The following is a 26,024-nucleotide window of genomic DNA, read 5'->3' as shown; positions in this document are numbered from 1 at the left end:
CGTACGGAATGTCGACTGCCCCTGCACCACGGCCTGCCGCGCTTTTGTGTTGCCTCGCTCAGGCGGCGATTTGCTCAGGCATCGGCAGATTCACCTGCCGCCCCGATTCCTTCCACGCCGCGAAGCCGCCGGCCAGCGGCCGCACGCGGCGGAAACCGCGCTGCTGCAGTTCGCGCGCCAGCACCGCTGCGGAAATCTCGTTCGGACAATCGCAGTAGACGACCACTTCGTCCTGCACCGGGATATCGACATCGCCCGGCGCGAAGGCGAAGACCGCGCCGGGAATCCAGCCGCTGGCCGCACGCTGGTCGGGCGAACGAACGTCCAGCACCAGCGGCGGCTGCTCGCCTTCCAGCAATTGGTGCAACTCGTCGACGGAAATTCGCGCCATCCGCAGCTGGTGCAGGAAGTGGCGCCGACGCAGCCACTTCCACGCCACGAACGCCACCAGCAGCGCGAGCAATACCGGAATCGCGTAATGGCCCAGCTCTTCCAGTTGCAACAGCACGCGATCGACCGCGTGATGGAAGACCACGCCCAGCGCGACCGCGACACCCGACCACAGCAATGCACCGATGCCGTCATACACGAGGAATTTGCGTGTGCTGGTGCCGGTTTCGCCGGCGAGCGTGGTCGCCACCGCGGCGAAGCCCGGAATGAACTTCGCAACCGCGAGCGAACTGATGCCCCAGCGCGCGTATACGCCGCGCGTCGTGCGCACGCACGAATCCGGCGACAGCGACAGCTTGCACATCAAGCGCACCAGCTTCGCGCCGAGACGGCGGCCGCCGAGGAACCACAGCCAGTCGGCGAGCACCGCCGCGACGGCCGCCACCGCCAGCACCGGCCACACGCTGTGACCCGCATCGACGGTGATCGCCGTCGTCACGATGATCGGCGGATAGGCCGGGATCGGAATGCCGCCCTGATCGAGGAACACGCTGACGAACACCACGAGCAATCCGTAGGCGGCAATCAGCTGCAGCAGCGTGTCCATGAACCTTCTTCACCGGCGTCGTTCGGGTGCAGCCATCTTAGGGAGCGCGCGTGCCGGCGAGGGAACCATTCGCGGCTCGCTGTGTTGCCCGGCTGAATGCGGACCACAGTGAAGCTGGATGGTTCCTGTACTAACGAGTTCTTTATTAAGCGGCGATTGTGACCGGGCTTGGATACTGGCCGCGACCGGATCTGGCGCCCTTGAGACATCGGATTCCCCAGTCAGCTCCGGACCCACAACAACATCAAAGGCTGAGACCTTCATGCACAAGAAACTGCTTGCCCTGACCCTGCTTGCTGCCCTGCCGTTCACCGCTTCCGCGACCGAGGGCCTGTCCTACAACTACGTCGAGGGCGGCTACGTCGCCACCAATACCGACGCCGGCGATGCCGACGGCTGGGGCATCAACGGTTCCGGCGCCATCTCCGACAACTTCCATATCTTCGGCGGCTTCACCAGCCAGAAGACGGACGACGAAACCATCGGCGGCGTGCGCTTCGACGGCATCGACGTCGACCAGTGGCGCGTCGGCCTTGGCTACAACTACCCGGTCGCGGGGAACACCGACCTGCTTGCCCGCGTCGCCTACGAGAGCTACGACGTGGAAGGCGACAACCTCGATGGCTTCAGCGCCGAAGTCGGCGTGCGCAGCGCGCTGGCCCCGAACTTCGAGGGCTACGTCACCGCCGGTTATGAAGACGGCGATGCCTTCGACGGCGACTTCTACGGTCGCGTCGGCGCGCAGGTGAAGTTCAACCAGAACTGGGGCGTGAGTGGCGACGTCAAGTTCGCCGACGGCGATACCCAGTACTTCATCGGTCCGCGCCTGACGTTCTAACCCGCCCGGGTGCAACGGGCCGGTCGTTCCCCTCCGGCCCGTTCTCTAGGTACCAGCGCCAGCTTCACAGCGCTAGACGCGACGTCTCTCTCTCCCCCGAAAACGTCGCGGATTGAAGCCCGGTCCTGCCGGGCTTCCTTTTGTCCAATGCGGTTCGATGGCTTGCAACAAACGCCGTGGAACTACGCAACTCGTGGATGGAAAAAAGCCCGGCTTCGGCCGGGCTTTTTTCTTGCGTGCTTGCAGCACGCGCGTGTCCGCAGCGGCGCGGCGGCGCCGTTGGTTTAGTCAGGGGTGACGACGATGGACCGCAGGGAATTCAGGATGTCGCGGATGCGGAACTGGCTCGCGCTGTTGCTGATGGCGATTGCGGCGATGGCGGCGGGAAAGACGCACGCGGTGGAACACCACGTCAGCGCAGAAGGTTCCACGCTGCGCATGCTGCGCTGAAGCTGAAGCCCGCCCGGCTCAGCCGAACAGGCCGGCCGGATATTCGGGCTTCTGCTCGCGCGCCAGCAGCTGGCGCAGGGCATCGGTGGGCGTGAGTTCGCCGTGCAACACGCGCTGCACGCCGCCGGAGATCGGCAGTTCTACGCCGTGCTTCGCGGCCTGGCGCATGACTTCGTCGGCGGTCTGCACCGACTCGACCACCTGGCCGATTTCACGCACCGCGTCGGCGATCGACTGGCCGCGGCCGAGCGCGAGGCCGAGGCGGCGGTTGCGCGAGAGGTCGCCGGTGCAGGTCAGCACCAGGTCGCCGAGGCCGGCGAGGCCCATCAGGGTCTCGGCCTTGCCGCCGATCGCCTGGTTGAGGCGCAGCATCTCGTTGAGGCCGCGGGTGATCAGGCCGGCGCGCGCGTTGAGGCCCAGCTGCATGCCGTCCGCCACGCCGGTCGCCACCGCGAGCACGTTTTTCATGGCGCCGCCGAGTTCGGCGCCAAGCATGTCGTCGCCGGTGTAGGCGCGGAACGCGGGGCCGTGCAGGACATCGGCCACCGCCTGCGCGAACGTGGCGTCGTCCGAATGCACGGTCAGCGCGGTGGGCAGGCCGAGGGCGACTTCCTTGGCGAAGGACGGGCCGGTGACCACGGCCAGCGGCACGTCCTCACCCAGTACTTCCGCCGCGACCTCGTGCAGGAAGCGGCCGCTGCCGGGCTCGAAGCCCTTGGTTGCCCAGGCCACGCCCGCACGCGCGGGCCGATGGGGCGCCACGGCCCGCAGGGTTTCGGCGAAGGCATGCGAAGGCACCACCACCAGCACCAGGTCGACGGCGCCGACGCAGGCGGCCAGGTCGGTGGTGGCGGTCAGCGTGTCCGGCAGGGCGATGCCCGGCAGGTAACGCGCGTTCTCGTGGTGGGCATTGATTGCCGCGATGCCGGCGGCATCGCGGCCCCACAGCACGGTCGTGCAACCGTGCCGGGCGATCAATGCGGCGAGTGCGGTGCCCCAGGAACCGGCACCGACCACCGCGACCGTTGCGGGCGCTGGCGCTACCACGCGGGGGCCGGAACCTGGGCCTGGATCAGGCGTTGCCGGCGGTCTCGGCGCCGGCCAGGTTGGAACCGTCGGTCGCCTGCTGGGCGGCGCGCTGGCGCAGGCCTTCGGCGTAGAGGGCTTCGAAGTTGATCGGCTGCAGGAAGAACGGCGGGAAGCCGCCGGACTGGATCAGGTCGCTGATCAGCTGGCGCGCGTACGGGTACAGCACGGTCGGGCAATGCACGCCGAGCATGCCGTCGAGCGTGGCGGCGTCGAAGCCGGACAGGCCGAACACGCCGGCCTGCTTCACTTCGGCGACGTAGATGGTCTTGTCGCCGACGGCGCAGGTCAGGTTGATGCCGAGAATGACCTCGTAGGCGTTCTCGTTGAGGCGCTGCACGGCCTGCTGCAGGTTCATCTGCAGCTGCGGCTGGGTCTGCTCGTTGTAGACGGCCGGGGCACCCGGGACTTCGAAGGAGACGTCCTTGGCGTAGATCTTCTCGACCGTGAACACCGGTCCGGTGGCTTCGGTGGCAGTGCCGTTGGCGATTTCTTCGGACATCGGTGTTACTCCAGCAGGAATTTCGGAAAAGACGGCGATTATGGCATGGCCGCATGGGACGGCCGTTTCAGCTCAGGCCGGGCAAGCACACGACTCGACGTGGGGCGGCCGCGGGCGGTTCGCAAGGGTTGCGCGCTCAGTTGCGCGCTCAGTGGCGACCCTTCACCAGCGGCAGGTCGGCCTGCTGCCAGGCGGCGATGCCGCCGTCGAGCCAGTGGACCTGCTCGAAGCCGGCCTTCTTCAGGCGCTTGGCGGCGTCCGCCGAGGCTTGGCCGGTGCGGCAGACGACCACGAGCGGCAGCGCCTTGGCAGCAGTCAGCAGCTTGTTCTCCGGATCGAACTGGCTGAGCTGGACCGACTTGCTGCCGGCGATGTGGCCCTTCTCGAAGTCGCCGCTCGGCGAGAGGTCGACCACCAGCGCGTTGTCGCGGTTGATCAGCGCGGTGAGCTCGGCCGGGCGCAACGCCTTGAAGCCGCGGAACAGGCGCGCGATCTCGGTGTAGATGATCGCCACGGTCAGGCCGACCAGGGCCAGCGACAACATCGGATTGCGTTCGGCGAACGCCAGCAGTTCTTGGAAGTCCACGGGAAGGCTCACTAAATTCCGCAGCCGGGTTCGAAAGGGGCGGCGATTGTCGCCCACGCGCTGCGGGGGCGCAAAAGCGCCCATCTGCCGGCCTCGGGAGTGCGCCTAGCGCGGGATCGCCAGTTGCGCGGCGGTCAACGGGGCGGCGGCCGGCGCGCTGTCGATCAGCGCATTGGCCGGCAACGGCTGGGCCGGATCGTCGAGGTGCGCGGCGACGCGGTCGAGCGCGGCGTACACGTACGGCAGCAGCGGCACGTAGCGCGCGCGGTAGTCGGGCAGCGCGAGGAAGGCGTCGAAGTGCTGGGCATGCCGCACCTGCCAGTAGCGCACGTCGCGGTCCGCGGCCCGTGCGGCCGCCACCCACGGCTGGCTGGTGAACGCCATCGGCACCAGGCCGTCGTCGACCCCATGGATCACCACGACCGGCAGCCCCGCACGCGGCAGGCCGGCCCGCAGTTCGGCGACGCCACGGCGCACGCGGTCGCCGTCGCCACCGGGCTGCGTCCACAACGCCCGCAGGCATTGCAAACCGGCAAGGGTGAAATCGGGCGCCGCGAGTTTGCCGTCGATGAGGCCGACCCCAGCGCCCGGCGGGATGCCGCTGCCATCGGACCACCAGGCCGCGCGTTCGCTGGCCGTCGCCGCGCGCGCGCTGAAGTCGGGATTCTGGGCGGCGAAGCCGTAGCCGCAGGGATGCTCGCCGGCGCCGTAGCGGCCGTAGGCGGAGGCATAGGTCGCCGCAACGGCGCGCCACAGGTCGAAGTCGACCGACAGCGCGCCCGCGCGCAACGCCGCCTCGCTCCAGCCGGAGGCGCGCAGCGCCTCGTGGGCCGCGCGCGCCTGCGCCTTTACTTCGCCTGCGGGCAGCACGCCGGCCGCGGCCAGCGCGGCGCACCGCACCGGCGCCATCGCGCGTGCCTGCGCCGACAGCGGCGAGGCTGGCAGGCCGTCGAGATCGAGCAGGGCGCAGGGCATCAGCAGCGCGGCTTCGGTGGTGAAGTCGTAGAGCGGTCGCGCGCCGGCGACGTTGACGTTGGGTTCGCCGGCGACGACCGCGTCGAGCCAGCCCTGATCGGCACCGCTGCCTTCCAGTTCCGCCGCGCGCAGTACCGCACCGCCGCCGTTGGAGATGCCGACCGCGATCACGCGCGTATTGGCGAAGGTGAAGCCGCGGTGCGGCAGTGCGTCGTTGAGGGCGAGCAGGGCGAATTCCGCCGCCTGCTTCACGTGCCGGCCCCAATCGGCCTCGGGATTGTCCTGCGAGTGCGCGTGCTTGAACGCGACGCCATGCGTGGCGGCTGTCGCCGGCTTGAACGCCAGCGCTGCAGCGGCGTCCGCGATCGTACCGTCGGGCGACACGCCCTGCCCGGCATCGAGATCGAAGTAATCGGTGCCCGCGCCCTTGTCGGTGTAGGCCACCGCGCAGCCCTTCGGCAGCGCCCATGGACCGGCCACGGCGATCGCGCCGTAGATGCCGCGCGAACCCGACGACGCGGCCACCACGATGCAGGGCCTGTCCGCATCGAAGGCATCGGGCAGTTGCAGCAGCACGCGGTGCGGCTGGCGCGCGCCGGGCACGGTGGCGAGCGCACTGAATTCGCGCCCCGGCACCGCGGCGGTGCTGCCATACCAGTCGCCGTACCCGCCGCCGGGCATGAGATCGGCGATGCCACGCCAGTTGCTCCAGATGGCGCGGCGGCGCAGTTCGGCCGCGGTGGGATGGGCGGGATCGGCGAAGGCGGGCGCCGTCGGCGCGCGCAGGCCGTCGCGGCCGAGCCCGGCGGTGAGCAGGTCGTCGCCACCACGGTGTTCGGTCACGCGCATGGCAGAGCTCAGCGTCGCAGTGGTCAGCATCGGTTCGCGCTCGCGATCGTGGCGGTTGGACGTGGCGCAGGCGGCCAGCAGCAGGCCGAGCGCCAGCACGGAAACCAGGTGGAAGCCGCGCGATGCGTCGCGGGCGTGCGGGTTCGATGGCACGGGCAGCATGGTCATGCCGCGACCCTAGCAAGCCGCACCGCTTGCGGCATCGTACTTTCGTACCACGTGGCCGCGGCAACCGCTTGCTAGTCTACGAGTCTCGCCGGCACCCAACTGAGTCGTCCCATGACCCCACGCTGCATCCTCATCACCGGTGCCGGCAGCGGCATCGGCGCCGGCATCGCCGCCGAACTCGCGCGCGCCGGCCACCACCTCGTCATCACCGACGTCAACCGCGACGCCGCCGAAGCTGTCGCCCAATCGCTGCGCGAGGCCGGCGGCTCCGCCGAGGCGCGTGCACTCGACGTCACCTCCGACGACAGCATCGCCGCCGCGCTGGCCGCGCTGTCGCGCCCGGTCGACGTGCTGGTGAACAACGCGGGCCTGCAGCATGTCGCGCCGCTGGAGGAATTCCCGATGGCGAAATGGGAATTCCTGGTCGACGTCATGCTGGTCGGTGTCGCCCGCCTGACCCGCGCGCTGTTGCCGGGCATGCGCGCGCGCGGCTTCGGCCGCATCGTCAACATCGGTTCGATCCATTCGCTGGTCGCCTCGCCGTACAAGAGCGCCTACGTCGCCGCCAAGCACGGCCTGCTCGGCTTCTCCAAGGTGATCGCACTGGAAACCAGCGATACCGACATCACCATCAACACCATCTGCCCGACCTACGTGAAGACGCCGCTGGTCGACATGCAGATCGCCGACCAGGCGCGCACGCGCGGCATCCCCGAATCGCAGGTGGTCAGCGAGGTGATGCTCAAGCCGATGCCGAAGGGCGTGTTCATCACCTTCGAGGAACTCGGCGGGATCACCACCTTCCTGCTGTCGGAGCACGCGCGCAACATCACCGGCCACACCATCGATGTGGATGGCGGGTGGACGGTGCAGTGACGGGATTCATGACGATCACGGGCTCGCCCCTACTCGTCATCCCGGCGAAAGCCGGGATCCATGTTGCTGTTGCCCCCGGCGCGTATCTGTTGGGCACTCGAACGTCAAAGTCAAAATGGATCCCGGCTTTCGCCGGGATGACGGCAAAAAAAAGACGCCTTCATGCCTTCTCTGTTAGTCGCTGACGACCACCCGCTGTTCCGCGCCGCGTTGCGCGGTGCCGCCGCCGATGCCGTCGCCGACCTGCGCGTGCGCGAGGCCGATTCGCTCGACGGCGTGCTCGCCGCGCTCGAGGCCGAACCCGACATCGACCTGGTGCTGCTCGACCTGCACATGCCGGGCAACCACGGCCTCGCCGGCCTCGCCGCGATCCGCGCCCAGCATCCTGGCGTCGCGGTGGTGGTGGTGTCGGCCAACGACGATCCGCGCGTGATCCGCCGCGCGCTCGACCACGGCGCCGCCGGATACCTGCCCAAGAGTTCGGGCCTGGACGAACTGCGCGAGGCGATCCGCAGCGTGCTCGCCTGCGAACAATGGCTGCCGGCCGCACTGCGCGCGACGGTGTCGCGCGCGCGGTCCTCGGCGCACGACGCCGACCTCGCCGCGCGCCTGGCCAGCCTGTCGCCACAGCAGTTCCGCGTGCTGGTGCTGGTGGCGCAGGGCCTGCTCAACAAACAGATCGCCGACCGCCTCGATGTGCAGGAACGCACCGTGAAGGCGCACCTCACCGCCATCTTCGATCGCCTCTGCGTACGCAACCGCACCCAGGCGGGCGTTGTGCTGCGCGAACTGGAACTGAGCGATCCGGCGCGGCAGATCGAGTAAGCGCAGGCGCGGCGTCAGGCGGGCACGGCCGCTTCCGCCAGCCAGTGCGATGCCGGCGCCGGGCGGGCGAACAGGAAGCCCTGCCCGTACACGCAACCCATCGCCTTCAGCACCTCGCACTGGTACTCGGTCTCGATGCCCTCGGCGACGATCTCCGCGCCGAGCGCGTTGCCCAGCGCCAGGATCGCCTCGATCACCGCCGAACTGCGTGGCGCCACGCCCGCCGCGAACGGCGTGATGAAGCTGCGATCGATCTTGATCATCTTCAGCGGGAACTGGTGCAGGTGGCCGAGCGATGAGTAACCGGTGCCGAAGTCGTCGAGCGCCGCTTCGATGCCGGTCTCGCGCAGGCGCTGCAGCGTGGCCGCCACGGCCATGGGATCGCTCAGCAGCGTGCCTTCGGTGACTTCCAGGCGCAGCCGACCTGGATCGAAGCCGACTTCGCGCGTCATCGCGAGCAGGCGGCGATCGAAATCGTTGTACTGGAACAGGCGCGGCGACACGTTGAGCGTGATGAAGCTGCCATCGCGCACCAGTTCGCGTCCCGCTTCCAGCGCCAGGCGGAACTGGCGCCAATCCATGGCCTCGATCAGGCCGCTGTCCTCGGCCACCTTGAGGAAATCGACCGGGGCCAGGATGCCGCGCTCCGGATGCCGCCAGCGCAGCAGGGCCTCGTAGCCGACGATGCATTCGTCGTCGAGCCGCACCAGCGGTTGGAAGTACGGCAGGAACTCGTCGCGGGCCAGTGCCCGGCGCAGCGCCTGCTCCATGTCGAGCACGCCCATCGCGGTCTGGTGCATGGCATCGTCGAAGAGGACGAAGCGGTTGCGGCCCAGGCTCTTGGCGCGGTACAGCGCCGCGTCGGCGTCGTGAAGGATGCGGTCGGCGGATTCGCAAGCGCCGTTGGCCAGCGCGATACCGACGCTCGCCGATACCCGCAACTCGCGTCCGGCGACCTGCATCGGCGCCGCCAGCGCTTCCAGCACGCGCTGCGCCACCTTGCACGCGGTTTCCGGCTGCGCCACGTGCTCGAGCAGGAGCACGAACTCGTCGCCGGCCAGGCGCGCCACCGTGTCGGGTTCGCGCACGCATGTGGCCAGACGGCTTGCGACCTCGGCCAGCATCTCGTCGCCGGCGCCATGGCCGAGGCTGTCGTTGACCACCTTGAAGCGATCGACGTCGATGTAGAGCAGGCCGAAGGCGTCGCGGCCGTCTCGGCGCACGCGGGCGATCGCGTGCTCGATGCGGTCACGCAGGTACACGCGATTCGGCAGGCGGGTGAGTGCATCGTGCATCACCTGGTGCTGCAGCTGGGCCTCGACCTGCTCGCGGACGCGGATCTGTTCGCGCAGCTCGAGGGTGCGGGCCTCGACGCGCTGCTCCAGCTCGGCATTGGCCTGCTGCAACAGTTCGGCCGAATGGCGGCGCTGCAGGCTGCTGGCGATCTGGTACGACACGAAGGTGAGCAACTCGGCATCGCGCTCGTCGTAGGTGCGGCCGGCTTCATAGCTCTGCACCGCGACGACGCCGATCGCCCCTTCCACGCCGAGCAGGGGCGCGCCCAGCCACACCTGGGTGGTCTCGTCCATCCGGGCGGGGTCGATCTCGCCTGCCTCGGCCAGCACACGCGCGCGCGGATGGTCGATCAGCTGCGGCCGGCCGCTGCGCAGCACGTATTCGGTCAGGCCGCGCCCCGCGCGCCGTGGCAGCCACTCGCCTTCGCGCTGGTCGGCGACGTACGGGAACCACACGCTCTCGCCATCGGGAGAACGCAGGGCGATGTAGAAATTCTGCGCATCGATCAGCTCGCCGACGATGGCATGCACGTGGCGGTAGAACGCCGCGCTGGTCTCGTCGAAGCTCGCCAGCGCGGCGATCCGGTACAGCGCGGCCTGCAGGCGTTCGCCGCGTTCGCGTTCGCCGACTTCGCGGCGCAGTTCCCCGTTGGCGCGTTCCAGCTGCTGGGTGCGCTCGACCACGCGCTGCTCGAGTTCGGCGCGGCCGCGCTTGCGCTCCAGCGCGGTGAGGATGTGTTCGGCAACGAACGCCAGCAGCGACATTTCCGCGGTGGTGTAGCAGCGTTCGCCCGTGTAGCTCTGCACGACCACGACGCCCTGGACCGCGCCGTCGCGCATCATCGGCACGCCGAGCCAATCGCTGCTGTCGGCGCCGTGCAGCACCAGTGGCCCCGACAACTGCCGGCGCACTTCCTCGGCCGATCCCATCACCGGGCGCTTGCCGTGGATCAGGTGCCAGGTCAGGCCGCGCTCGATGCGCGCCAGCGGGACCTCGTCGGCCTCCAGCGGCAGCGTGGCATCCATCACGTCGGCGAAGTAGAGGAAGCGCAGGCTGTCGCACTCGCGGTTGTAGAGCGCGATGTAGAAGTTTTCCGCATACATCAGGTCGGCGACGATGCGATGCAGGCCACGCAGCATGTCCGGCATGTCCAGGTCGGAACCGGCCATGTCGGCGATGGCGTAGAGCGAGCGCTGCAGTTTTTCCGCCTCTTCCAGCCGCACCAGGCTTTCGTGCATGCGCTGCAGCCGGAGCAGTTCGCCCAGGCGCGCGCAGATGCTCTCGTCGACCTCGGGGCACTCCGGCACGCCCTGCAGGACCGCGACGGTGCAGTCACCGTCGTCGTGTAGCACCCGCATCGAAGGCGAACTGGCACCCCAGCGCGCCTCGCGCAGGAAATCGATCGTCGCGGCCTCGACGCTGTCGGCGCCCGGGCGTTCCGGGTAGCTGCGGATGTCCAGCGGCCAGCGGGTCGACCAGTGCAGGCTGGCGCCGCGCTCGCACAGCAGGGGCACGTCTTCGAACAGGATCGTCGCCAGTTCCGCCGGCGTGGATGCGCGCAACAGGCGGCTGGCGAGGTCGGCCCGGTGCAGGCCGTCCTCGACGGTTCGGATGTTGCCGACCTGTGGCCCGGCCATTGGATTCCCCCTGATGCGCACGTTGGTTGCCCGTCTGGCAGCTCAGCGCACCAAAGATCGGGGCTGGCGCGAACGCCAACCAAGCGGCGCAGGCTAGGCGGTGCAGTATCGCCGTTCCGTGACCAGGTTCGCCAATTGCCCGCGTCGCCCGCTGCTGCAAACAAACCGTTTGCGCGACCCCCGCTAGCGCACCCGGCGCGCGGCCAGTACCCGGTCCAGCACGGATTTCAATGCCAGCGGCTTGAGCGGTTTGAGCAGCAGCGGAAGCCCGGCCTCGTGCACGGCGCGGCGCACGCCCTCGCCCGGGTCGGCACTGAGGATGACCGCCGGTCGGGCACCGTGGTGCGCGGCAAGGCGGCCGTGCAGGGCCACGCCGGTGTCGTCGTCATCGAGGTGGTAATCGAACAGCCAGGCATCGGCGGGATCGTGCTCGATCGTCGCCAGGGCACCGGTCCCGTGCCCGGCGACGCTCACGCGGCAACCCCAGCCTTCGAGCACGCGTCGCAGCGCTTCCATCGCCAACGGTTCGTTGTCGACGACCAGCACGTGCAGGCCCGGCAGGCTGGGTCGCTGCGGCAGCGACGCCAGCGCCTCGCGCACCTGCGCCGGCGCGACGGGCACGGTGATCGCGAACATCGTGCCGCGCCCGGAGTCGCTGCGCAGGGTCAGCGGCGCGCGCAGCAGCTCGGCGATGCGGTCTGCGATGGCGAGGCCCAGCCCCAGACCCTGGCCGGGCGCATCGCCGCCGCGGCGGAACTCCTCGAAGATCAATTCCTGCTGCTCGTGGGCGATGCCCGGACCGGTGTCGTGCACTTCGATGCGTGCACCCGCACCATCGCGACGCACGCCCAGCAGCACGCGACCGCTGGCGGTGTAGCGCACTGCGTTGGCGAGGAAGTTCTGCAGCACGCGGCGCAGCAGATGCGGATCGGTATCGATCCACAGCGTGTTCGGCACATGGCGGAATGCCAGCCCGCGCTCGGCGGCGAGAGCGCGGAACTCCGATACCAGCGGCTCGAGTACTTCGGCCAACGGCAGCGCACGCCGCTCCGGTACCAGGCCACCGGCTTCCAGCCGCGACATGTCGAGAAGGCCGGTTAGCAGGCCGGTGGTGGAATCCAGTGCGCCGCGGATCTGCGCGAGCGTGTCCTGGGCCTCCGCATCGCGCGGGGCGTGCTGCTCACCGAGCTGCTGCGCCAGCGCCTCGGTGAACAGATGCGCGGCGTGCAGCGGCTGCAACAGGTCGTGGCCGATCGCGGCGAGGAAGCGGCTCTTGGCGTCGTTGGCGGTTTCCGCCTCGCGCTTGGCCTGCTCGAGCAGCGTGGTGCGCTCGCCGACGCGCTGCTCCAGGGTTTCGTTGGCCTGCAGCAGTTCGGACTCGGCGCGGCGGAACGCGGTGACGTCGGTGAAGGTGGCGACGAAACCGCCGCCCGGCATCGGGTTGCCGCGGATTTCGATGACCTTGCCCTCGCCGATGCGGCCATCCGGGTGGTCATCGCCGTTGAAGAACACGCGCTCCGACAGGTGCGGCGAACCGGCACGCATGAACGCCAGCCGGCGCGCGAGTGCGTGCGGCAGGTTGCCCTTGTGCGCCATGCGCTGCAGCGCCCACGCCGACAGCTCCGCGATGGGAGTGCCCACGCGCAGCAGCGCGTCGGGGAAGCCGAACAGTTCGGCATAGCGGCGGTTCCATGCCACCAGGCGCAGCTGCGCGTCGACGACGCTGATGCCCTGGCTCATGTTCTGCAGCGCGGCTTCGAGCACGCGCTGGTTGAAGCGGAAATCCTGCGCAGCGGTATCGACGATCGCGGCGACGGTGTCGAGATCGTGGCCGTTGCCGCCTTCGCGCCGCGCAGCATCGAGCAACACCCGCGCCGAGGCCGAGCCCAGCACGGCGGCGAGTTCGCGCTCCATCGCGGCTTCCACCTCGTGCGGCACCGCGCCGGTGGCGGGCGCAGATACCAATAGTTCGGCGACGCGTTCGCGCGCCAGGAAGCGGCGGCCCGCCGTGCGCAGGGTGGCGGCATCGAGGCCGCGCGATTCGCGCCGCGCGGGCGTGGTGCGCCAGACGGCGACGAGGGCGGTGGTGAGCGTGCCGACGAACAGACTGGCGCCCACGGCGCGGCCGAGGCGGCTCCAGCCGGTCAGGCCGAACAGCGCATCCGGCGCCAGCCATTGCGCGTCGAACGGGCCCGCGCCGACCCAGGCCGGCGTCTGTCCGTGCGAAGTGGCCAGCACCGGCAACAGCAGGCACCACGCCCACACCACGAAGCCTGCAACGATCCCCGCGATCGCCGCGCGCGGCGGCGTGTGCGGCCGCCACACCGCGAAGGCCAGCGCCGGCGCCAGCGTCGCCAGGGCCGAGAAACTCACCGCGCCGACGTCGGCCAGCGCCGCGTTGCCGGCGACGATGCGGCCGTACATCCACGCCAGCAGCATGATCGCGACAATGCCAACGCGGCGCAGCAGCAGCACCGTGCCGCGCAGGTCGCCGCGGTCGCCACGTGTCCACGGCGTGCGCTTCCACGAGCGCCGCAGCAGCCCGGGTGCGAGCCAGTGGTTGCCGATCATCAGGCTCAGCGTGAGCGTGCTGACCACGACCATGCCGATCGCGGCACTCATGCCGCCGAGGAACGCGAACAGGCCGAGGCCCGCATGGCCCTGCGACAGCGGCAGTGCGAGCACGTACATGTCCGAGCTCACGCCACTGCCCAGCAACGCCTGGCCCGCGCGCGCCAGCGGCAGCACCGGCAGCGCGATCAGCACCAGGTAGAGCGGGAACAGCCAGCGCGCCGTGCGCACGTCGCGTTCGTCGCGGCACTCGACCACGGCGATGTGGAACTGGTGCGGCAGGATGAACATCGCGAACGCGCCGAGCAGCACCAGCGGCATGAAGCCGCCGCTGCTGGTCGGCGGCGGCACCGGCGCGGCGGCGGCGGGCAGATCGCCCAGCCCCCACCAGACGAATACGCCCAGCGCCAGCATCGCGCCGAGCTTGAGCAGCGATTCGAACGCCATCGCCAGCACCAGGCCGCGGTTGTGTTCGGCCGCGCTGACCCGGCGCGTGCCGAACAGCATCGCGAACAGCGCCATGGCCAGCGCCACGTACAGGGCGATGTCCTGCCACACCGGCACGGCCCCGCCGTTGCCGCCGCGCCCGGTCAGCACCGCGAAGCTCATCGCCATCGCCTTCAGCTGCAACGCGATGTACGGCACCAGCCCGAGCACGGCGACCAGCGTCACCGTCGCGGCCAGCCAGGTGTCCTTGCCCAGGCGCGTGGCGATGAGGTCGGCGATGGATGTGGCGTTGGTCTCGCGCGCCAGCTGCACCAGCCGCACCATCAGCGCCGCGGCGAGGGCGTACAGCAGGATCGCGCCGAGGAAGGTGGGCGGCAGCGGCCAGCCGTAGCGCGCGGCCTGCGTCACCGTGCCGTAGAAGGTCCACGAGGTGCAGTGCACCGCCAGCGACAGCGCGTACACATGGTTCCAGCGCGCGGCGAAGGCCTGCGGATGGCGTTCGCCGTATACGCCCGCCGCGAACAGCAGGCCCAGCCACAGCAGTGCGGCGAGGACGATCAGGCCCGCGCTCAGCATCGCGAAGCCAGGGTGGAGTCAGCGGCGGCGGACGGCACGGTCACGCGGCGAGGATAGCGTGGTCGCGCGGCGCGCCGGCCGCGATCGCACGCAGGGCGAGGCAAAAAGAAGCGCGGCGACGGAATCGCATCCGCCGCCGCGCAGTCCCGCCAGAGAGAGCAATCGTCAGAACTCGTAGCGCGCGGTCAGCGTGTATTGGCGCGGCGCCCCGTAGAAGCCGGTATACACACCGAGCGCCTGGTTGAGGTTGTAGCCGGTGGTGCGGTACTCCTCGTCGGCCAGGTTGCTGCCCTGCAGGGAGAACGACCAGGCATCGTTGAGCGTCCAGATGACGCCCGCATTGATCAGGCCGTAGGCGTCCTGGGTGATCGGCGGCCGCCCGAACGGCGCGATCGGCGGCGTGACCGTGCGGATGATCTCGGTGGTGGCCGTCACTTCGGTCTGGTAGCTGTAGCCGATGCGCGCGGACAGGTTGCCGCCGCCGGCCAGGTCGGTACGCCACTCGACGTTCAGCGCGCCGGAGAAATCCGGGGCGTTGGTGAATTCCTGCTCATCGGCGATGTCGATCGTGGTGCGCGTCAGCGGATCGAAGAATGCGAACTCGTCGTACTTCGCATCCAGCCAGGCCAGGTTGCCGGCGACGCGCCAGTGCTCGTTCGGCAGCCACTGGTACTCGGCCTCGAAGCCGTTGATCGTGCCCTTGCCGGCATTGGTGAAGTCGCCGAAGAAGCCGCCGGTCGGCAACGCAGTGAACACCGACAGCTGGATGTCCTTGTACTTGTTGTGGAACGCGGCCAGGTTGAGGAACAACGTCGAATCGAGGAAGGCCATCTTGCTGCCGACCTCGAAGCTGTCCACGACTTCGTCATCGAACGGCTCGGCCGAGCGCGGCACGGTCGTCGCCTGCGCACGGATGTTGAAACCGCCCGACTTGAAGCCGCGCGACGCCGATCCGTACACCATGATGTCCGGGGTGATCTCGTAGTCCAGCGAGATCTTCGGCGAGGTGTTCTTGAAGTTGATGGTCTTGTCGAAGTGCGCGGCGGCGGGGTCGTCGGTCGGATTGGCCGGCGTGCAATCGCGCTGGGTCGCGAACGTGGCGCTGGTGTAGCAGCGGTTGAGCACCTGGGCGCGCTTGTCCTCGTCGGTGTAGCGCGCGCCGACATCGAGCTTGAGTTGCTCGGTGAGGTCGAAGGTCCAGTCGGCATAGAACGCGACGCTCTCGGTGCGCACGATGCCCTGGGTATCGCCAAAGGACAGGTTGAAGAAGTTGTTGAGGACCTGCCCGCCGGCATCGCCGTTGAAGGCATAGATGCCCATCACGCCACGGGCGCGGCCGCCGGCGTCGTAGTTGGCCTGGACCTCGTGGCTGACCTGCTGGTCGCTATAGAACGCCTTGACGTCGGCGATCTTGGACTGGGTGGTATCGAAGTCGATGTTGGTCTCGGTGTCGGACTCGCGCTTGGCCAGCACGTACTTGAACGCCCAGTCCTCGTTGGCGCGCCAGTTCACCGTCATCGAGGCGCCCTTCATCTCGGTGTCGTTGATGTTGGGCATGCCGTTGCGCACGTCGTAGCGCGAGTCCAGCGGCAACACGCCCGGCACGAAGCGGTTAGCTTCCAGCATCTTCGCGCCGCGCACGCCGGACTGGTCGTCCATCCAGTCGAAAGCGAACTGCACGTCGAAGTTGTCGCCGGCGTAGGCGCCGAGCTGGCCGCGCAGGGCGAGGATTTCCTTGTCGCTGACGTCCTGGTGGGTGACGATGTTCTCGCCGAAGCCGTCGCGGTTGAGGCTGGCCACGGCGATGCGGCCGCGCAGGCCGCTGTCGGCACCGCCGATCGGGCCGCCCACGGCCGCCTTGACGTCGAGCTCGTTGTAGTTGCCCACGGTGATCGAGGCGTTGCCGTCGAACGCGTGCGGCAGCCCGCGCGAGAGGTACTTGATCGCGCCGCCGATGGTGTTCTTGCCGTACAGCGTGCCCTGCGGGCCACGCAGTACTTCCACTCGGTCGACGTCGAACACGTCGAGCAGCGCGCCCTGCGGACGGGCGATGTAGACATCGTCCAGGTAGATGCCCACGCCCGGGTCCACGCCCCATAGCGGATCGGACTGGCCGATGCCGCGGATGTAGGCGGTGACGGTGCTGCTGGAGCCGCGCGCGGCGTAGATGGTCAGGTTAGGCACCAGCGCGTCGAGGTCGGACAGATCCTCGACGTTGAGCTTGTCGAGCGCGTCGGCGGTGAAGGCAGTAACGGCGACCGGTACTGACTGCAGCGTTTCCTCGCGCTTGCGCGCGGTGACGGTGACGGTGCCCAGGTTGGTCGCCTTGGCGTCCCGGTTGGTGGCACCCGAAGGAGTCGCGTCCTGCGCCCACACCACCGGCGAGGAGAGTGCCGACACCAGCACCGAACCGATCGCCAGACTCAAATACTTGCGCTTCATCGCGTCCCTCCTACGGGTACGAAGTCATTGCGGCGGACCCCTGCCACCGTTTCCGCAAGGCTAGGGCCGGTTCTACGGGGGCGGCATCGTACCTTCGGACAATGGGCCGACCGCGGCGCGGTCACGACACTCGCGGCCTAGTGGAGCGCGCCGACTGCGGCGCGCGTGGAGTCGTGGATGTCCTTCCTGATCGTCTTGGCCGCGCTGTGTTTCCTGATGGTGGTGGCCTACCGCGGCCACAGCGTGATCCTGTTCGCGCCGGTGGCGGCGATGGGCGCGGTGCTGCTTACCGATCCGACGCTGGTGGCGCCGATGTTCACCGGTTTGTTCATGGACAAGATGGTCGGCTTCCTCAAGTTGTACTTCCCGGTGTTCGTGCTCGGTGCGCTGTTCGGCAAGCTGATCGAACTGTCGGGTTTCTCGCGCTCGATAGTGACCGCCACCCTGCGCGTGTTCGGCGCCGGCCGCGCGATGCTGTCGATCGTCGCGGTGTGCGCGCTGCTGACCTACGGCGGGGTGTCGCTGTTCGTGGTGGTGTTCGCGGTATATCCGTTCGCGGCGGAACTGTTCCGCCAGGGCAACATCCCCAAGCGCCTGATACCCGGCACCATCGCGCTGGGTGCGTTCACCTTCACCATGGATGCACTACCGGGCACGCCGCAGATCCAGAACATCATCCCGACTTCGTTCTTCGGCACCGATTCGTGGGCGGCGCCGCTGTTGGGCGTGACCGGTGCGGTGTTCATCCTCGTCGTCGGCCTGTCCTACCTGGAATGGCGCCGCCGTGTCGCGCTCAAGCGCGGCGAGGGTTACGGCGATCCGGCCACGCTGGTGAACGAACCTGCGGCTTTCGCCGGCACCGCACTCGCCCATCCCTTCGTCGCGATCCTGCCACTGGTGCTGGTGGGCGTCAGCAACAAGCTGTTCTCGGTGCTGATCCCGCACGGTTACGGCAGCAGCCACGAGTTCACCCCGGCGGTCATCGGCAACGCCGCGCCGGTGGTGCAGGAGATTTCCAAGGTGGCCGCCATCTGGGCGGTGCAGGGCGCGCTGCTGGTCGGCATCCTCACCGTGCTGGTGTTCGCGTGGCGGCCGGTGAAGGCGAACTTCGCCGAAGGCAGCAAGAGCGCGATCGGCGGCGCCCTGCTCGCGTCGATGAACACCGCGTCCGAATACGGCTTCGGCGCGGTGATCGCCGCGCTGCCGGGCTTCGTGGTCGTCGCCAATGCGCTCGCCGCGATCCCCAACCCGCTGGTCAACGAAGCGGTGACGGTCACGGCCCTCGCCGGCATCACCGGTTCCGCCTCGGGCGGCATGAGCATCGCGCTGGCGGCGATGGCCGACAGCTTCATCGCCAACGCGCAGGCGGCGGGCATTCCGATGGAAGTGCTGCACCGCGTCGCGGCGATGGCCTCGGGCGGCATGGACACGTTGCCGCACAACGGCGCGGTCATCACCCTGCTGGCCGTGACCGGCCTGACCCACCGCCAGTCCTACAAGGACGTCTTCGCGATCACCGTGATCAAGACCCTGGCAGTGTTCGTGGTGATCGCGACCTATTACGCGATGGCGTGAGCGCCGGCCGTGCGCATGGATTTAGTGCACACCACGCCGGCATTCGCGCGTCGCGTTACTGGCCGTCCCAAAGATCCGGCAGCGGGCTGGTCACCCACCACGCCTTGCCTTCCTCGTCCCAGCGCCAGGTCTCGCGGTAGCGGACGACGCGCTCGGCCATGGTGTGGCGGTTGATCACGCCGATCTCGATGTCGCGCACGGAGGTGCCGGCTTTGAAGTCGGTGCTGGTGCCGGTATCGCGGTACGAGGAGATCTGCACCTGCTTGTAGCGTTCCAGCTGCAGCGGCGTCACTTCGAGCTTCTCGCGCACCTTGGGATCGATCATGTTCATCGCCCCTTCGAAATCGCCCCAGCGGATCGCGCCCGACCACGCGTACTGCGACTTGTCGAGCTTGTCGCTCTGGGGCCCGAGGGTGGTGCAGGCCGCGAGGGCGAACAGGCACAGGACGAAGGCCGGCTTGCAGAGGGCTCGGAGCAGACGCGTCATGCGGGGATTCCCCAGGATGGATGCACGCATCGTAGCGCGCCCCGGCCCGCTGCGACTGCGACGCAAGCCCACGCGCCGCCGCGCTTGATCAAAGGTTGGTGGCGGGCTACTTCAGAATCGCGACATACCGCGCGGTGAAATCAGTAGCGATGCCCCCATCCGGCAGCAGCGTGCGTGCCACCAGGCCGATACGCGCACGCCCACGGCTGCGCAGGGTGGCGATGAATTCATCGGGATCGGACTCCGCCGCGGGTTCGGCGCTGACGTCGAGATCGGCGAACAGCGGCGCGAGGTAACGGATCTGGCTGTCGGCGACGAAAATGTCGGCATGTAGGCCCGCGCGTTCCACCAGCAGCGAGACCACGCCCCACGAGGCCAGCGTCATCATCGACGCAAGGCTGCCGCCGAAGGCGCAACCCTTGTCGTTGACGTGCACCGAAAGGGGCGCGTGCAACTGCAGGCGGCGGCCGTCGTAGCCGGCGATGGTCAGTTGCATCGATGCCACCGGCGGCATGGACTGGTAATGGACGTGGAGCTGTGCGAGTTCGGCGCTGTGGGGCATGGGGGAGACGCGTGCTAGTAAGCTGCGCGCATGTCCCGGCGCAGCACCCCGTCATGGTATGTGATCTCGCTGCGTCCCCGCGGCGAGCACGCTGCATTGCGCCGCGCGGCCGCACGATACGGTGCCGGATTGATCGCGCTGTCGCCCTGGAAGCTGCAACTGCGCGATGACGCCGCGGCGCGCGCGGTCCTGCGCGCGGCACTGGCGGCACCCCACGTCGTCTTCACCAGCCCGACCGCGGTGCGCGCGGCGCATGTGCTGCAACCTTTCAAGCCGCGGCGCGGGCAGCATTGGTGCGCGGTCGGCGCAGGCACGGCGGCGGCATTGCGGCGCGCCGGCGTCGACACCGTGCATGCGCCCACGCGCATGGACAGCGAAGGCCTGCTCGCCTTGCCGCCACTGCAGGACGTGTCCGGCGCCGACGTGGGGCTGGTGACCGCCCCCGGCGGCCGCGGTGAGATCGCCCCGGCCCTGCAGGCGCGCGGCGCGCGGGTACTGCGTGCGGACGTGTATGCGCGGGTACCGGTTCCGCCATCCGCGCGGGTGCTGCGGCAGCTGCGCGAGTCGGATGCGCCGCTGGTGCTGGCGATCAGCAGCGGCGAGGCATTGCAGCTCGTTTTCGCCGCGCTTCCCGTCGATCTCGCCGCGAAACTGCGCGGCGCGCGCGTGGCCGCCGCCAGCGAACGCCTGCGCGTGTTGGCGCAGGAGTTTGGCTTCGCCGACATCGTGGTCGCCCGCGGTCCGCGTCCGGCGGACCTGGCCGCCACGGCCGCGGCAGCGCTTCCGGTAGCATGAGACCCTGATCACGGATCCTGATCAGGAGCAGCGCCGCATCGTGGCCATGTCCCCCGAGCAACCTTCCGCGCCCCGCCGCAGCCGCACCGCGCTGTGGCTGGTACTGCTGCTCCTGCTGGCTGCCCTGGGCGGCTATGCCGGCTGGCACCAGTGGCGCGCGCGGGAACAGGCCGCCGTCAACAGCACGCAGCAGCAGGTCGACGCGCTGTCGGAACGACTCAACGCGATGCGCACGGAGCAGCGCGCGCAGGCACGCCGCCTGCAGCAGGCCGATTCGCTCAACCGCGTGCTGCGCGACGAACTCGACGGCATCACCCAGCGCGCAGCGCTGCTCGAAACCAGCGTCGAGCGGCTGGCCGACTCCGACCGCCACGGCGCGCAGGCACTGCGCCTGGATGAAACCGAAATGCTGCTGACGCTCGGCAGCCAGCGCCTGCAGATCGCCGGCGACCTCGATGGCGCGCGGCGCGCCTATGCCCTCGCCGCCGGGGTGCTCGACGGCATCGACGATCCCGCCTACCTCAGCCTGCGGCAGACGCTGCTGCAGGAACGCACCGCGCTGGATGCGCTCGGCGCCGATCCGCGGGTGCGGGCGATCGCGCAGCTCGATGCCTACACGCAGACCGTCACCGCGCCCGGCGGGCGTGAGGAGCGCGCCCGCGACGAGCGCGCGCCATGGTGGCAGCGCGCCTTCGGCAACCTGCTGCAGGTGCAACCGACCGACCGCGCCGTGGCGGTGCAGGCGGCCGACCGTGCGGCGGCGCTGGCCGGACTGCAACTGGAGATCTCGCTGGCGCGCGCGGCCGCCGAACGCCGCGACACCGCCGGCTATCGCGATGCCCTGCGTCGCGCCGACACCTGGCTGCAGCGCCTCGCCCCGGACTCCGCGGCGCGCACGCAACAGCGGGCGCAGCTGCAGGCGCTGGCGGCGCTGCCTCTTTCACTTTCCGTACCCACGCTCGGCAGCACCCTGCAGCAGCTGCGACAGCTGCGTGGGCGCTAGCCGGTCGCGGCGTATCGCCACGTCGTCGGCCAGACGACGAGCATGATCGGACTTCGCCTTCAGGTGCACGCGCCATGAACCTGTTCCGCAACCTGCTGTTCTGGATCGCCCTCGCCCTGCTCGGCGCGCTGGTCGCCCAGGTGCTCGTGCAGGATCCAGGTTACGTGCTGATCCGCTATGGCGGAACCGACTACAGCACGACGCTGGCCGGGGCCTTGCTGATCGCCATCGCCGTGCTGCTGGGAGCGTGGCTGGCCTGGAAAATGCTGAGCCTGCCCTTCGTCGCCTTCCGCCGTCATCGCAAGAAACAGGCGCGGGCCCGCCTCACCGACGGCCTGCTCGCCGTCGAACAGGGCCACTGGGCGCGCGCGGAGAAATCGTTGCTGCAGGCGTCGCAGAACGAGGACGTTGCCGCGATCGCGCAGCTCGCCGCCGGCCGCGCCGCACGCGAACGCGGCGACCTGGCCCAGGCCCGCCAGTACGTGGAACCACTGCGCACCCGGCAGCCGGCCGTGCACGCCATCGCCGTGGCCGAACTCGCGCGGGCCGAAGGCCGCCCTGCCGATGCGCTCGCCGCCCTCGACGTGCCCGCTGCGCAACCGCTACCGCCGCGTGGCGTGCTGCTGCGTGCGGAAACGCTGGCCGCGATGGGCCGCGCCGGTGAGGCCTATGGCCTGCTCGGTGCGCTGCGCCAGCAGCAGGTGCTCGGTCCGGAGCGCCTGGCCGCGCTGGAAGCGCAATGGGCCGAAGCGGGCCTGCGCGAAGCGGCCGATGCCAACGTGCTCGCCGATCGCTGGGAATCGCTGCCCAAACCGTTGAAGAGCGATGCCCGCACCGTCGCCGCCTACGCCGAACGCGCGGCGGCGTTGCGCTGGGACGACGCGGCCGCGAAGAGCATCGAGTCCGCGCTGGACGCGAAGTGGGACGAATCGCTGGCCGCGCTCTATGGCCGCCTGCCCGTGCCGCAGGACCGTGCGCGCCTGGATGCACGCCGCGCCATCGCCGAGCGCTGGGCGCAGGCGCGACCGACCAGTCCAGCCCTGCTGGTGAGCCTGGCCCGCATCGCCATGGCGCAAGGCCAATGGCCACAGGCGGAAGGCTTCCTGCACCGCGCCCTGGCGCAGGGTGCGGGCTCGGAGGCGTGGGAGGAACTCGGCCACGGTTTCGCCGCGACCGGCGACGAGAGCCGCGCGCGCCAGAGCTACGTCAACGCCTTGCGCGCCGCGCGCGGGGAAACGGTGAGTGAACTGCCCGGCCGCGACATGCGGCAGCGGATCTTCGACCAGGCCGCGGTCGAGGACCGCGACGAACACGGTGTACCGCGGTTGCGCACTTGAACGGCAGCGGCAGCGCCCCGCTCCCATCGAAACGCTTCCATCGAAACGAAAAAGGCGCCGCGAGGCGCCTTTTATCATGTCGATGCGCTCCGGCGCGCGCTCAGCGCTCCAGGATCGCGACCACGCCCATGCCGCCCGCGGTGCAGATGGACACCAGCGCACGGCCGCCGCCGCGTTCCTTCAGCTGCTTCGCCGCGGTGGCGACGATGCGCGCACCGGTGGCGGCGAAGGGATGGCCCGCGGCGAGCGAGGAGCCGACCGGATTGATCTTCGCCGGGTCGATGCGACCGAGCGGGGCGTCGAGGCCGAGGCGACTGCGGCAGTAGTCCTCGCTCTCCCAGGCACGCAGCGTGCACAGCACCTGCGCGGCGAAGGCCTCGTGGATCTCGTAGATGTCGAAGTCCTGCAGGGTCAGGCCGTTGCGCTTGAGCATTTCCGGCACCGCGATGGTCGGCGCCATCAGCAGGCCTTCGCCGTGGACGAAGTCGACCGCGGCCACGTGCGCGTCGCGCAGGTGGCACAGCACTTCATGGCCGCGCGCGGCGGCCCACTCTTCCGAGGCGAGCAGGCACGCGGCGGCACCGTCGGTGAGCGGCGTGGAGTTGGCGGCGGTGAGCGTGCCGCGACCGGAGGTCTTGTCGAACGCCGGCTTCAGCGACGCCAGCTTTTCCAGGGTGGAATCCGCACGCAGGATGTTGTCGCGCGCCACGCCGCGAAAGCTGACGACAAGGTCGTCGAAGAAGCCGCGCTCGTACGCCGCGGCCAGCTTCCTGTGCGACGACAGCGCCCACTCGTCCTGCGAGTCGCGCGCGATGTTCCATTCCTTGGCCATGTCTTCGCAGTGGTCGCCCATCGACTTGCCGGTGCGCGGCTCGGCGACGCCGGGGAAGTCGGGCTTGAGTTCGCGGAAATGGAAACCCTTGAAGGCGCGCAGCTTGTCCTGCGTGGTCTTGGCCATCGCGGCATTGAGCAGGCGCCGGCGCAGGTGCCGGCCGTACACGATCGGCACGTCCGAGGTGGTATCGGAGCCGCCACCGACGCCGACCTCGATCTGGCCGGTGGCGATCTTGTTGGCGATGGCGACGATGGTGTCGAGCGAGGTGCCGCAGGCCCGCTGCATGGTGATGCCCGGCGTCAGTGGCGAGAGGCCGGAGGAGAGCGTGGCTTCGCGGCCGAGGTTCCAGTCGCTGGAATGCTTGATCACCGCGCCCATCGCGACTTCGCCCAGCTGCTGCCCGTGCAGGCCGAACTTCTCGACCAGCGCGCCGAGCGTGCGGACCGACATGCCGAGGTTGCCGACGTCCGCGTAGGCGGTGTTCTGGCGGCAAAACGGAATACGGACGCCGCCGAGCACGGCAACGGGACGGATGGATCGCATCGGGCACCTTCGGATGTGGGGGGACGCGGCCGCGCGGAGCGGCCTGGTCGGAACGGCTATCTCGAAATCCACACCGTCCGCCATACTCTTGCGGACGGTGACAATGGTCGCGAGTGTAGCGCCGCCTTCGGGCGCGACCAACCGCACGGCCGACCATTTCCAGCCCGCCCAGCCTCCGCCCGACTTCGAGATCCCCCACTCCGCATGACCAGCGCCATCGACGACGCATCCGCCCGCCGCGACACCGCCCAGCCCGTGCACGTCCTCGGCGCGTTGGCGCTGGAGCTGCGCGGCGATGCCGCGGTGGCGCGGGAAGCGCTCGCCCAGGCCACCGCCGGCGAGCTGGGCGCCCTGATGGCCCGCGACCTGGCCGGGTTCGCGCCGGAAGCGGCGCAGCTGCAGCTGGTCATGGTGGGCGCGCATTACGATCCGGTCGAACTGCTGCGCCCGGGCTGGGCCCTGCATCGCGAGCTCGACCAACTGTCGGCCCGCGCGCCGGGCGACGCCGCCGGGCGGATCATTGCGTTCGGTGCGCACGACGGGCAGCTGCCCGGGGCGCTGACGCCCTCGCCCGACCATGCCGGCGGCCCGCTGCGCCTGGTGCCCTTCATCCTTGGCGGCGCGGACGGCCTGGTCGCACATGTCGGCGACCGCTTCGAACGCGAACTGATCGAACGCGGCATGGCCGGCGCCGCCACCGCGCTTGCCGCGCAGGAGGCGTTCGGCATGCAGATCGAACACGCGCGCTACCTCACCGCGCACGATCTCGCGGCGATGACCGCGTTGCAGTACGAGCACGCCGGCCTCGCGCCGCTGTGGCCGGTGCTGGAAACCGCCCTGCTCGACCCCGACGGCGAAGCCTGGCTGGATGCGCCGCCGGAGCCACTGCTGCATTACGCCGACGGCGAGGCGCGCATCGCCATGTTCGAACCGCGCGCATGGAAGCAGCGCTATGCCGCCGGCGCGCCCTGCGATACGCCGGACAGTCGCGCGAAGCTGGAACGCCAGCACCAGCACTTCCAGGCACGGCAGAGACAGATCGCCGCGGTGCTGGGCGCGCACGGCGTCGCGGTGAACTTCGTGCATTGCGCCGAGGACGAGGACCCGCGCGCGGCGTTGTAGCGCGTGCCGGCAACTCACCTGCCTCCGCCCTCGCCGCGGCGCCGGTTACGGCACCAACTGGATCACACCGCAGGCCACGCGCGCCCCGGCATTGCCGGCGGGTTGCGTGACGTAATCGTCGGGCATCGCATGCACGACGATCGCGCGCCCACCGATGTCGGTATCACCGCCACCCAGGCTCACGCCGAGCGCGTGGACGTCCACGCGCGCCACGCCGCGGGCGTCGGCGACGAAGTTGTCCATGTCGCCGCCATGGTGCGGTCCGCTGCCGACGCGGCCGTGTGGTTGCTGGGCGGGATTGAAATGGCCGCCGGCGCTGATGGCGTCGGCCGCGCTGCAGTCGCCCTTCTCGTGGATGTGGATGGCATGCGTGCTGCCGGGCGCGAGGCCACCGATCTCGCCGGTGATGCGCACGCCGTCGTCGATCGGCGCGGCGGTGAGCTTGCCGCTGACCAGGCTGCCGGAGGCAGGCGTGAGCGTGATGGTGGCGCCCTTCGCCGTCGAAACGGCGGGCCCGGTCGCGCGCGACGATGCCGAGGAGCCCGGCGACGACGGCGTACTGGCGCAGGCCGCCAGGGCGAGCAGGGTGGCCGGGACTGCCACTCGGAAAACAAGCGCGGTTCGCATGCGGGATCTCCTGGGGC

20 protein-coding genes are annotated in these 26,024 nt (G+C 69.6%); 8 read left to right on the top strand and 12 right to left on the bottom strand.

The features are described from left to right. Window positions 1–58: 58 nt before the first annotated feature. Window positions 59–997, bottom strand: a complete 939-nt coding sequence (locus tag ACXJJ9_RS10690; protein WP_457097160.1) for a rhodanese-like domain-containing protein — start codon at window positions 995–997, stop codon at window positions 59–61. Window positions 998–1,259: 262 nt separating this feature from the next. Between ACXJJ9_RS10690 and ACXJJ9_RS10685 the strand changes: the two genes are divergently transcribed. Then, entirely contained in the window at window positions 1,260–1,835 is a 576-nt protein-coding gene (locus ACXJJ9_RS10685) for an outer membrane beta-barrel protein (protein ID WP_457097159.1), read from the top strand. Window positions 1,836–2,303: 468 nt separating this feature from the next. Here ACXJJ9_RS10685 and ACXJJ9_RS10680 read toward each other — a convergent pair whose 3' ends face one another. The 4 genes from ACXJJ9_RS10680 to ACXJJ9_RS10665 form a co-directional block, all read right to left on the bottom strand. After that, entirely contained in the window at window positions 2,304–3,332 is a 1,029-nt protein-coding gene (locus ACXJJ9_RS10680; RefSeq protein ID WP_457097158.1) for an NAD(P)H-dependent glycerol-3-phosphate dehydrogenase, read from the bottom strand. A gap of 25 nt (window positions 3,333–3,357) precedes the next feature. Beyond that, window positions 3,358–3,873 (bottom strand): protein-export chaperone SecB, encoded by a 516-nt coding sequence (gene secB, locus ACXJJ9_RS10675; RefSeq protein ID WP_457097157.1) that lies wholly within the window; start codon window positions 3,871–3,873, stop codon window positions 3,358–3,360. A gap of 148 nt (window positions 3,874–4,021) precedes the next feature. Next, window positions 4,022–4,459, bottom strand: a complete 438-nt coding sequence (locus tag ACXJJ9_RS10670) for a rhodanese-like domain-containing protein (protein WP_457097156.1) — start codon at window positions 4,457–4,459, stop codon at window positions 4,022–4,024. A gap of 105 nt (window positions 4,460–4,564) precedes the next feature. Next, on the bottom strand, window positions 4,565–6,451 hold the full coding sequence (locus tag ACXJJ9_RS10665) for a 3-hydroxybutyrate oligomer hydrolase family protein (RefSeq protein ID WP_457097155.1): 1,887 nt from the start codon (window positions 6,449–6,451) through the stop codon (window positions 4,565–4,567). A gap of 111 nt (window positions 6,452–6,562) precedes the next feature. On the opposite strand from ACXJJ9_RS10665, the gene ACXJJ9_RS10660 reads away from it, so the two are divergent. Both ACXJJ9_RS10660 and ACXJJ9_RS10655 read left to right on the top strand, forming a co-directional pair. Beyond that, a complete protein-coding gene (locus tag ACXJJ9_RS10660) occupies window positions 6,563–7,327 on the top strand; it encodes a 3-hydroxybutyrate dehydrogenase (RefSeq protein ID WP_457097154.1) in 765 nt (254 codons plus the stop codon). Between the two features lie 162 nt (window positions 7,328–7,489). Then, complete coding sequence (locus tag ACXJJ9_RS10655) at window positions 7,490–8,152, top strand: response regulator transcription factor (RefSeq protein ID WP_457097153.1); 663 nt, start codon at window positions 7,490–7,492, stop codon at window positions 8,150–8,152. A 14-nt stretch (window positions 8,153–8,166) separates the two neighbouring features. Here the strand turns inward: ACXJJ9_RS10655 and ACXJJ9_RS10650 are convergent, their stop codons facing one another. The 3 genes from ACXJJ9_RS10650 to ACXJJ9_RS10640 all read right to left on the bottom strand — a co-directional run bounded on the left by ACXJJ9_RS10650 (window position 8,167) and on the right by ACXJJ9_RS10640 (window position 17,121). Further along, a complete protein-coding gene (locus ACXJJ9_RS10650; protein ID WP_457097152.1) occupies window positions 8,167–11,085 on the bottom strand; it encodes a putative bifunctional diguanylate cyclase/phosphodiesterase in 2,919 nt (972 codons plus the stop codon). A gap of 183 nt (window positions 11,086–11,268) precedes the next feature. After that, the gene (locus tag ACXJJ9_RS10645) at window positions 11,269–14,679 is read right to left on the bottom strand and encodes a hybrid sensor histidine kinase/response regulator (protein ID WP_457097151.1); all 3,411 of its coding nucleotides are present in this window, start codon (window positions 14,677–14,679) and stop codon (window positions 11,269–11,271) included. A 165-nt stretch (window positions 14,680–14,844) separates the two neighbouring features. Further along, window positions 14,845–17,121 (bottom strand): TonB-dependent receptor, encoded by a 2,277-nt coding sequence (locus tag ACXJJ9_RS10640; RefSeq protein ID WP_457097150.1) that lies wholly within the window; start codon window positions 17,119–17,121, stop codon window positions 14,845–14,847. A gap of 177 nt (window positions 17,122–17,298) precedes the next feature. On the opposite strand from ACXJJ9_RS10640, the gene ACXJJ9_RS10635 reads away from it, so the two are divergent. Next, window positions 17,299–18,696, top strand: a complete 1,398-nt coding sequence (locus ACXJJ9_RS10635; protein WP_457097149.1) for a GntP family permease — start codon at window positions 17,299–17,301, stop codon at window positions 18,694–18,696. Between the two features lie 55 nt (window positions 18,697–18,751). On the opposite strand, the gene ACXJJ9_RS10630 is transcribed toward ACXJJ9_RS10635, so the two are convergent. Together ACXJJ9_RS10630 and ACXJJ9_RS10625 are read right to left on the bottom strand one after the other, a co-directional pair. After that, on the bottom strand, window positions 18,752–19,183 hold the full coding sequence (locus ACXJJ9_RS10630; protein WP_457097148.1) for a hypothetical protein: 432 nt from the start codon (window positions 19,181–19,183) through the stop codon (window positions 18,752–18,754). Between the two features lie 106 nt (window positions 19,184–19,289). After that, entirely contained in the window at window positions 19,290–19,745 is a 456-nt protein-coding gene (locus ACXJJ9_RS10625; protein ID WP_457097147.1) for a YiiD C-terminal domain-containing protein, read from the bottom strand. Between the two features lie 30 nt (window positions 19,746–19,775). Between ACXJJ9_RS10625 and ACXJJ9_RS10620 the strand changes: the two genes are divergently transcribed. The 3 genes from ACXJJ9_RS10620 (at window position 19,776) to ACXJJ9_RS10610 (ending at window position 22,880) form a co-directional block, all read left to right on the top strand. Further along, window positions 19,776–20,540 (top strand): uroporphyrinogen-III synthase, encoded by a 765-nt coding sequence (locus ACXJJ9_RS10620; protein ID WP_457097146.1) that lies wholly within the window; start codon window positions 19,776–19,778, stop codon window positions 20,538–20,540. A gap of 46 nt (window positions 20,541–20,586) precedes the next feature. Continuing rightward, window positions 20,587–21,543 carry a uroporphyrinogen-III C-methyltransferase gene (locus ACXJJ9_RS10615; protein WP_457097215.1) on the top strand — a complete coding sequence of 319 codons (957 nt, stop codon included), beginning with the start codon at window positions 20,587–20,589 and terminating at the stop codon, window positions 21,541–21,543. 74 nt (window positions 21,544–21,617) lie between these two features. Then, window positions 21,618–22,880 carry a heme biosynthesis HemY N-terminal domain-containing protein gene (locus ACXJJ9_RS10610; RefSeq protein WP_457097145.1) on the top strand — a complete coding sequence of 421 codons (1,263 nt, stop codon included), beginning with the start codon at window positions 21,618–21,620 and terminating at the stop codon, window positions 22,878–22,880. Between the two features lie 100 nt (window positions 22,881–22,980). On the opposite strand, the gene ACXJJ9_RS10605 is transcribed toward ACXJJ9_RS10610, so the two are convergent. Next, complete coding sequence (locus ACXJJ9_RS10605; protein ID WP_457097144.1) at window positions 22,981–24,258, bottom strand: acetyl-CoA C-acetyltransferase; 1,278 nt, start codon at window positions 24,256–24,258, stop codon at window positions 22,981–22,983. 204 nt (window positions 24,259–24,462) lie between these two features. Between ACXJJ9_RS10605 and ACXJJ9_RS10600 the strand changes: the two genes are divergently transcribed. After that, entirely contained in the window at window positions 24,463–25,380 is a 918-nt protein-coding gene (locus tag ACXJJ9_RS10600) for a hypothetical protein (RefSeq protein ID WP_457097143.1), read from the top strand. A gap of 45 nt (window positions 25,381–25,425) precedes the next feature. Here the strand turns inward: ACXJJ9_RS10600 and ACXJJ9_RS10595 are convergent, their stop codons facing one another. Continuing rightward, window positions 25,426–26,007 (bottom strand): superoxide dismutase family protein, encoded by a 582-nt coding sequence (locus ACXJJ9_RS10595; protein ID WP_457097142.1) that lies wholly within the window; start codon window positions 26,005–26,007, stop codon window positions 25,426–25,428. Window positions 26,008–26,024 lie beyond the last annotated feature (17 nt).

It is taken from the genome of Lysobacter sp. P5_B9, assembly GCF_054049835.1.
Note: the sequence above shows the minus strand (reverse complement) of the source record. Positions and strands in the feature narration are given on the sequence as shown.

Coding starts and splice junctions, on each gene's coding strand:
- ACXJJ9_RS10690 (WP_457097160.1), bottom strand. CDS start 997: ATGGACACGCTGCTGCAGCTGATTGCCGCCTACGGATTGCTCGTGGTG.
- ACXJJ9_RS10685 (WP_457097159.1), top strand. CDS start 1,260: ATGCACAAGAAACTGCTTGCCCTGACCCTGCTTGCTGCCCTGCCGTTC.
- secB (WP_457097157.1), bottom strand. CDS start 3,873: ATGTCCGAAGAAATCGCCAACGGCACTGCCACCGAAGCCACCGGACCG.
- ACXJJ9_RS10665 (WP_457097155.1), bottom strand. CDS start 6,451: ATGACCATGCTGCCCGTGCCATCGAACCCGCACGCCCGCGACGCATCG.
- ACXJJ9_RS10660 (WP_457097154.1), top strand. CDS start 6,563: ATGACCCCACGCTGCATCCTCATCACCGGTGCCGGCAGCGGCATCGGC.
- ACXJJ9_RS10655 (WP_457097153.1), top strand. CDS start 7,490: ATGCCTTCTCTGTTAGTCGCTGACGACCACCCGCTGTTCCGCGCCGCG.
- ACXJJ9_RS10650 (WP_457097152.1), bottom strand. CDS start 11,085: ATGGCCGGGCCACAGGTCGGCAACATCCGAACCGTCGAGGACGGCCTG.
- ACXJJ9_RS10645 (WP_457097151.1), bottom strand. CDS start 14,679: ATGCTGAGCGCGGGCCTGATCGTCCTCGCCGCACTGCTGTGGCTGGGC.
- ACXJJ9_RS10640 (WP_457097150.1), bottom strand. CDS start 17,121: ATGAAGCGCAAGTATTTGAGTCTGGCGATCGGTTCGGTGCTGGTGTCG.
- ACXJJ9_RS10635 (WP_457097149.1), top strand. CDS start 17,299: ATGTCCTTCCTGATCGTCTTGGCCGCGCTGTGTTTCCTGATGGTGGTG.
- ACXJJ9_RS10630 (WP_457097148.1), bottom strand. CDS start 19,183: ATGACGCGTCTGCTCCGAGCCCTCTGCAAGCCGGCCTTCGTCCTGTGC.
- ACXJJ9_RS10625 (WP_457097147.1), bottom strand. CDS start 19,745: ATGCCCCACAGCGCCGAACTCGCACAGCTCCACGTCCATTACCAGTCC.
- ACXJJ9_RS10620 (WP_457097146.1), top strand. CDS start 19,776: ATGTCCCGGCGCAGCACCCCGTCATGGTATGTGATCTCGCTGCGTCCC.
- ACXJJ9_RS10615 (WP_457097215.1), top strand. CDS start 20,587: ATGTCCCCCGAGCAACCTTCCGCGCCCCGCCGCAGCCGCACCGCGCTG.
- ACXJJ9_RS10610 (WP_457097145.1), top strand. CDS start 21,618: ATGAACCTGTTCCGCAACCTGCTGTTCTGGATCGCCCTCGCCCTGCTC.
- ACXJJ9_RS10605 (WP_457097144.1), bottom strand. CDS start 24,258: ATGCGATCCATCCGTCCCGTTGCCGTGCTCGGCGGCGTCCGTATTCCG.
- ACXJJ9_RS10600 (WP_457097143.1), top strand. CDS start 24,463: ATGACCAGCGCCATCGACGACGCATCCGCCCGCCGCGACACCGCCCAG.
- ACXJJ9_RS10595 (WP_457097142.1), bottom strand. CDS start 26,007: ATGCGAACCGCGCTTGTTTTCCGAGTGGCAGTCCCGGCCACCCTGCTC.